This window comes from Candidatus Melainabacteria bacterium RIFOXYA2_FULL_32_9, from assembly GCA_001784615.1.
Lineage (GTDB): Bacteria > Cyanobacteriota > Vampirovibrionia > Gastranaerophilales > UBA9579 > UBA9579.
This window is the reverse complement of the sequence record MFRQ01000058.1, coordinates 45,683-52,500: the sequence shown is the minus strand read 5'-3', so window position 1 is coordinate 52,500 and position 6,818 is coordinate 45,683. Positions and strand designations below refer to the sequence as shown.

At 31.2% G+C, this 6,818-nt stretch carries 7 protein-coding genes (1 of these 7 cut by a window edge); 3 read left to right on the top strand and 4 right to left on the bottom strand.

Going from position 1 to position 6,818, the window contains the following annotated elements; all coding sequences use genetic code 11:
* Window positions 1–286 precede the first annotated feature (286 nt).
* The 3 genes from A2255_01480 to A2255_01470 all read right to left on the bottom strand — a co-directional run bounded on the left by A2255_01480 (window position 287) and on the right by A2255_01470 (window position 3,247).
* The gene (locus tag A2255_01480; protein OGI21642.1) at window positions 287–874 is read right to left on the bottom strand and encodes a hypothetical protein; all 588 of its coding nucleotides are present in this window, start codon (window positions 872–874) and stop codon (window positions 287–289) included.
* 301 nt (window positions 875–1,175) lie between these two features.
* On the bottom strand, window positions 1,176–2,468 hold the full coding sequence (locus tag A2255_01475) for a hypothetical protein (protein OGI21641.1): 1,293 nt from the start codon (window positions 2,466–2,468) through the stop codon (window positions 1,176–1,178).
* Window positions 2,469–2,833: 365 nt separating this feature from the next.
* The gene (locus tag A2255_01470; protein ID OGI21640.1) at window positions 2,834–3,247 is read right to left on the bottom strand and encodes a hypothetical protein; all 414 of its coding nucleotides are present in this window, start codon (window positions 3,245–3,247) and stop codon (window positions 2,834–2,836) included.
* Window positions 3,248–3,978: 731 nt separating this feature from the next.
* Here A2255_01470 and A2255_01465 point away from each other — a divergent pair.
* Genes A2255_01465 through A2255_01455 form a run of 3 tightly spaced genes read left to right on the top strand, consistent with a single transcriptional unit; the run spans window position 3,979 to window position 5,533 of the window.
* Window positions 3,979–4,452: a hypothetical protein gene (locus tag A2255_01465; GenBank protein OGI21639.1), complete on the top strand. Its 474-nt coding sequence runs from the start codon at window positions 3,979–3,981 to the stop codon at window positions 4,450–4,452.
* A 26-nt stretch (window positions 4,453–4,478) separates the two neighbouring features.
* The gene (locus A2255_01460; GenBank protein OGI21638.1) at window positions 4,479–4,790 is read left to right on the top strand and encodes a carbon storage regulator; all 312 of its coding nucleotides are present in this window, start codon (window positions 4,479–4,481) and stop codon (window positions 4,788–4,790) included.
* A gap of 2 nt (window positions 4,791–4,792) precedes the next feature.
* Window positions 4,793–5,533 carry a hypothetical protein gene (locus A2255_01455; GenBank protein ID OGI21637.1) on the top strand — a complete coding sequence of 247 codons (741 nt, stop codon included), beginning with the start codon at window positions 4,793–4,795 and terminating at the stop codon, window positions 5,531–5,533.
* On the opposite strand, the gene A2255_01450 is transcribed toward A2255_01455, so the two are convergent.
* A protein-coding gene (locus tag A2255_01450) for a hypothetical protein (protein OGI21636.1) crosses the window boundary here: on the bottom strand, window positions 5,530–6,818 show its 3' portion. It continues 388 nt past the right edge of the window; 1,289 of the gene's 1,677 nt are visible here — the last part of the coding sequence; the start codon falls outside the window, past its right edge; it ends in the stop codon at window positions 5,530–5,532. The genes A2255_01455 and A2255_01450 overlap by 4 nt on opposite strands.

Here is a 6,818-nt window from a genome sequence, read left to right as displayed (position 1 = left end):
GCAAGGCAACTTGTTAACATTGTTTGGAAAATTCTTAAAGATTAATCTTTTTTAAAAATCGATAGAAATATCTACCCTACTTTGCTTCACCGAGCTTAGAAAGTGATTGTCATACTGAAGCATAAATCATCAATGCTAAGTTACAATCTTGTATGTTCAGTATCTTGCCAGTTTACTCTATTGGATAGATCCCGAAAATCTACGATACTTAAAATATTAGCCTTACTTAATGCTTCGGGATGACAGCGATGGACCATCACTTAAATACAGACAAACATCAAATATCTTATTTGCGGTTATTAGCTTTAGCAAAATTCGCTTTAAAACACTTTTCTGATATTGCTGATATTATCTCTTGCTTCTGCTCAGGAGTCTTTATAGAATGCCCGGGAGGTGTAAGTACTCCGGAATTTATACTACAAAGTACCCAATATAACTTGCCAGGATTTTCGGAATCTTTCTTTTTAAGATATTTCTCTAAACAAGTCCTAAATTTCTCATTATCAATATATTCATTCAAGTTCTTTAAAATTTCTGTTTTAGACATCTCAGGCTGGTAAAGACCAATTATATGATTGGGTTTGGCTATCTTAGGAATAACCTTTGTTTCAAGATAGTTTGCAAAGTCTTTATCAAAGAATTCGTTCAATTTACCATTAAGTTCCTGTTTTACAGGATTTTCAATCTTTTCTTTTTGATTAAACAACTTGGATAAACTTGCTAACAAACTTGTATCTTTATTATTTCCAAAAGAAACAAAATCCCCAGAGTTCTGCTGGCTGACTTGATTTCTATTCATTAATTTTTCGGGTGTATTTATTTTATACTGATTATTTTTGAAAGATGGATGAAATAAATTAACATTTTTAGTCATTTTCTGTTTCCCTTCTCTATCTTAATTTTCTTACATGTTTAAAGTAAGAAAATTTTATAAGTTGCTATTAAGGACGCAATAAAAAATACTTACGCATTTTTTATTGCTCAATTATTTGCTGGTTATAAGAAGCAGGCTACAAAAATACCTATTGGATTTTTCATCAAAATCCATAAGTATTTTTTACGCTGTCCTTAATATCAAAAATTGATTTTAACAATATTATATAAAACTAATAAAAATCAAGAGATAGTCCCCTATAATTAGGGGACTATCTCTTTTACGGCCAATATATCTAACTTTAAACTAGTAGATTTAAACCTAAACCTAATGTTGCTTGGTTATTACCTAGAGCGTTGGTATTTAATCCTAGAGCATTGGTGTTTGGTTTAGGTGCAGTAGCTGCAGGTGGTACTGAATCACTACAGTATTTGCAACCTGCGCCATGGCAGACTGGACATTCGGCTTTATTCCAGACTGGTTGTCCTGTCTGATTAAATTTAGCTATTCCTTCTTGTGCTGATAAACTTGGTTTTTGAGCTGCTGCTGGGTTGCCTTGAGTAGCTCCTGTAGTATTAAGTGTGGCTGCCTGTAAAAGTGAATTAGTAGCGCCACCTGGGCCAGCTACATTTGCTGCTAGAGCCCCAGTTGCATTTGCTGCCTGAGCGGTTGGAACTTGAACACCTAAGCCTTGAGATAGCTTTTGAAGAGCTGCCTGGTCATTTGTAGGATCTCCATCATTTAGGCTTTGTGTGAATTCTTGAAGTAATTGATCTGCTTTAGCTTTATCTGCTCCTGGTTGAGTTGTGTAGTTTTGTACCATCTGATCTGCGCTTTGTTTTAATTGTTCAGGTGTTTGATTTTGTGCAGTTGCAGCTAATGGATCAGCACCTGGAAATGCATTTGGATTAAATACTGCATTTGTCGGTTTAAGATTTGGATTTAATTGTGCTAAAGCTTGAATTCTAGCATCATATGATTGTTGATCTTTTGTTCTACCACCTTTACCATCCTGGTTAACGTATTCATCTGCGGATAATTTTCCATCAGCATCTAAGTCTGTCAGAACTTCTTGCTGTCCATATTTAGCAGCTCTGGCTTGATATTCTGGACTATTTTGGTCTAGCGTGCCACCTTTGCCGTCTTGCTTAAGCAATTCATCCTGGTTGAGCATGCCATCACCGTTTAGATCATAATATGTGCCTTGATCATTAGTAGGATTGAAGTTATTATCTACTTCTTGAACCTTGAATACTTTAGCTCCCGGAGGTGGAGCAGCTGCGTTAGCTGCTGCATTAGCTGCACCATTTTTAGGTGCTAAGAAGACTGTTTGAGCATTTTCTGCACCCGGTGTTGCATTTGGAGTTGCTTGCCCTGCATTTGGGGCCTGAACATTTTTAACCGGCTGTCCTAGTTGATCTGCTAGGTTTGCAGCCGGTTGATTAAGGTTCGTTAATGTTGGTGTTGCAGCTTGTTGCGAGAAAATTGATTGATTGGCATCTGGTTTTATCGATGTATTAAGACCCGTCGTCGATTGGTTCAATTGCTTAAGCGGATCTAGGGGAAATTGGAAGTTGCCTAATGAATTTACCATCTGCTCTCCTCTCTTATACTTCACTTATTTATCTTATATTTCTGTACTATGTAAAGTATATATACTATATAAAGTTTTTTTATTTTTAAAAATTGCTAAAAAATGAATAAAAAATTAATTTTTTTTAAACTTTTTACAAATTCAGCATTATTATTTAGTTTCACATCATTAATAATTTAGAAGCTGTCTTGCTAAAGTTGAATCGCCTTGCCAAGCAAGCCGCTTGCAACTTTAAGTCCAAAAGTCGAGCCTGTAATTATATCATAGACTGATTTTTATATTTTTAGCCAGACAGGCTCTTATATTTAATATAGAAAGAGAGATATTTTACATCTCTCTTTCTATATTAAATAAGTTAAATAATACTACTGGCAGGTTATTCTTGGCTTTCTTCCTTTTCTTGATTGTTTTAGCTTGTTTTCCAGTTGTATTTCTGCTGATATGTTTAATTTTTCCGCTATTTCATTAACATGTTCACGAAAATTAACAGGATTTATATCTTGTTGAGATAAAAGGTGAAAAATAATTTTTATTCCAGCTAAATTAATTCCAAGCTCACCAGTCAAGTACTTAATAACTTTGCCTCTCTCAACATCTTTAAAAGAGTAAAGCCTACGATTCTTAAGTGATCTTGATGGAGTTAACAGGCTTTCTTTATCATAAATTCTTAATGTTCTCTGATGCACCTGAAGTATATTAGCAATTGTACTAATTGGAAATATTGGTTTTTCTGAGTCTACATTCATACTACCTTGAATATCCATTAGATTGTCGTTCATAGAATCCCCTTTTAATCGCAACTATTACTAAATATATAAACAATGAATTCAGGTTTTATGCAATTTTAATTTAATAAAATTTGATTTATTTTAAATTTAATTAGACTAATCTTTATTAGTAATATTCAAATTTAAATTTAAAAAATAACTTTTCTATTTTAATAAATCAAGTAAAAACTATTTATAGCAATAAATCTACAATTACAATATGTCATACCAGTTTATTTTATAGCAATTTTAAGTATTACATACGCTTATAAGAATGTCAATACATGTACATTAGAAATTCAAAATATAATTATTCATATAATTACTGCTATAAATCACTATCATTTACCTATGACTCATTAATATTATACATTATTAAGGGTGTCATATATAAAAACATATTCACTTGCTTAATTTAATAATTTTGTATATATAAAATTACTGTTTTAATGTATTTATTGCTATAAATATAGGTTTAAACACCATATTTATAGGGCAATTATGAGATTTTTATTATAAAAAATAACAGCAGTTAAATAAATACACAAGTGATTTTATATATTTATTATAAATCATATTATAACTATAAATTCATTTCTTATTTTTAGAGTTAACATATGGTTTAATCAAAAGGTGAATTTTGAGAATTTATAATCATAAAAAGTAGCTCTTTGATTAAAAATGTGCTTTAATAGACTAAAGTAGATACTTCAGGTAAGACAGATTTAAGCGGAAAATAGAAAATGAAGATCAATACTAGTAGATTTGGCGAAATAGAGATCGATGAAAACTTAATTTTTGACTTTATTGAACCTATTTTAGGTTATGAGCATTTATCAAAATATGTACTAATTGACAATATGCCCGACTCACCTTTTAAATGGTTACAATCAGCGGAAGATGTAAATATAGCTTTCCCTGTAACATTTCCAGGATATTTCGGGCTTAATTATCAATTCGTAATTCCAGAGGAAGAAACTAAAAAACTCGGTCTCTCTGGCATAGAAGATCTTTTATCAATGAATATTGTTTGTATTCCTCCGGGAAATCCTCAGGCTGCAACAATAAACCTTCTGGGACCACTTGTTATTAATGCTGTGAACAAGAAAGCATTACAACTGGTTTTAATCAATACTAATCATACAGTTAAGCACAAGTTATTCCCCGGTAATGCGCAGGAAAATAAAGAAACTGAAAAGGTAGAAAACAAAGTTTAATAATAATACCTGAGGAATTATAAGTAATGTTAGTTCTTACAAGAAAAACAGGGCAAAAATTAATACTAAATGATAATATAGAGATTGTCATTCTTGAAACCAGGGGTGACGCAGTTAAAATAGGAATAAAAGCTCCTAAAGAAGTTACAATTTACAGAGAAGAAATCTATGAAGAAATTAAAAAAGCAAATAAACAAGCTAGCAATAATGTCTTAATCTCAGATGTAGACAAAGCGCTTAACTTGCTTGAAAATAAAAAACGACCTGTAGATGATTATCTCAGTAAATTTAGCGCCATAATTACTACTCCTCAAAAAAACAAAGACCTCAATAAATAATTATGTCTCAAACAGATATAATAAACAGTTTAAATACAATGTACGAAGCCAGAAAAGAGCTTTTGATTAAAAAGAATTATGCTAACTCTATTAAAACCTTAATAGAGTTAATTTCTTATAAAAATTTAAGTAATAATGATTTTCTAAAAAATACTTTAGCACTCGCTTATCTGGAAAATAAGGATTATTCAGAAGCCGCAAAAATTTATTATGAGCTGGATCAAAAATATCAAGCAGGTTTTTGCGAGTTATTAATGGGGAATATTTATACAGCGAGAGATATCTGGTACAAAATACCAGAATCTGAGGCAAGCTGTTGGGGTAAAAGTTTACTGGATTTAATAGACCTTAAAAAAAATTACCTACCCACATTTATACAAATTCGTAACCATCTAGAATGTGATTTGGGTTATTTTATTCAGGCAGACAGGCTCGAATATGTAGAAAATATCACTAAATGTAGCGATATTTTAGCTTCTATCAATCCGGAAGCCTATAAATTCATTGGTAAAGCCTTGTTAAATAATGGTTTTGCTAACTTATCAATAAATTATTTCTTAAAAAGTCAAAGATTAATTCCTCAAGATTCTGAGAATTATTACCATTTAGGACAATATAGCTGTTTAGCAGGTGCTTATGAGGAAGGCAAAGAAATGTTAAATCATTGTTTACTACTTAACCAATATTATGTCCGTGCCAGGAATTTATTAGAAAAAATAGAGGCCAAAATAAAAAATTCCTAGAAAACTGTTTCTAGCTTCATTCCATCTTTCTCAGAACTAACCAGCCCACACCAGGTTCCCACCTGAACGAAATATACATTTCTATCCGGGCTTTCTTCGTGAGAAGCTTTTCTGACTATAAACTTGGGGTTTTTAATTCTGTCAAACTTATTCAGAATAAAAATTTCTGAGCCGATAACCCCTACAAGAGCTTTTTTACTTTCCAATTGAACTAAATAGAAAGCCCTTTCATCTTCTATCTCAATTCCTGCTATAAATTTGATATCCCCTGTTTTTTTATCATCAATAGAAGAGTTTTTATTAGCTTTTATATTGTAATATTCTTTATCGAGCTGATCTGGAGATATTTCCGTATATTCTCTGTTTTTTAAAGGATTTGGCTGTAGCGGTTTCAATGGATTTTCAGATAATCGTTCCAATATATCATCTGACTTATTATTTTGAAGTTTATTATTATTAATTTGAGATTTAGCAATTATGTCTTCGGTGTATTTTTGTGATTTTTGTTGTAACTCTGGATCAGATTCTGAGTTTATGTCTGGTTCAAACTCAGGTTTATCTGAATTTATCTCTATTTCTGTATCATCTTTATAAAACTCTTCCTGATTATTTTCTTGCTCCGGCTGAAATTCATCTTCTGCTTGTTGCATTATTTTAATCGGAATATCATTTTGCTTATTAATTATTCTTTTTATTATTTTAAATACTATTAAAACTAAAATTATCGAAATAAGAATAGGGATTAACATATTAAATATTGGATTAGATTTTTTAGCCTTATTTGCTGAATCAGACACTTTTGTTGCTGGCAACTCGTTAGTATTAGCAGAATTATCTGCTATTTTATTAGGTTCAACTTGTAAAGTTGTATTTTCTGCGGATACCGGAATTTCAACACTTGTAGAATTTTCAGTAACTTTGATATTATCTGGTTTTGCTTTATCATCAGAATTATTAGGCTGGTTTTTTTCTGTTTTCGAAGTTTCTACAACTGTTTCACTTATTTTTTTTGAATCATTTTGGTCTTTTAATACAGTTTTTGGGTTTGATTGTTTAACCGATTTTTCCTGATTTTCTTGACTATTATTTGATGATTGCTTTAGAAATTCTTTTTTATCTATAACCTTAGCTTGTGTTACAGTTTTAGTACCCTTTTGACTGATTACATTCTGAGATTTCACATTAACATTACTGGTTTTCTTAATATTTGTACTGATATCTTTTTTAGGCCTTAATTTTAAAGGCCCGGCTGTCTTTTTTAACAAGATTGTGGACAGTTCTTCCT

Coding starts and splice junctions, on each gene's coding strand:
- A2255_01480 (OGI21642.1), bottom strand. CDS start 874: ATGACTAAAAATGTTAATTTATTTCATCCATCTTTCAAAAATAATCAG.
- A2255_01475 (OGI21641.1), bottom strand. CDS start 2,468: ATGGTAAATTCATTAGGCAACTTCCAATTTCCCCTAGATCCGCTTAAG.
- A2255_01470 (OGI21640.1), bottom strand. CDS start 3,247: ATGAACGACAATCTAATGGATATTCAAGGTAGTATGAATGTAGACTCA.
- A2255_01465 (OGI21639.1), top strand. CDS start 3,979: ATGAAGATCAATACTAGTAGATTTGGCGAAATAGAGATCGATGAAAAC.
- A2255_01460 (OGI21638.1), top strand. CDS start 4,479: ATGTTAGTTCTTACAAGAAAAACAGGGCAAAAATTAATACTAAATGAT.
- A2255_01455 (OGI21637.1), top strand. CDS start 4,793: ATGTCTCAAACAGATATAATAAACAGTTTAAATACAATGTACGAAGCC.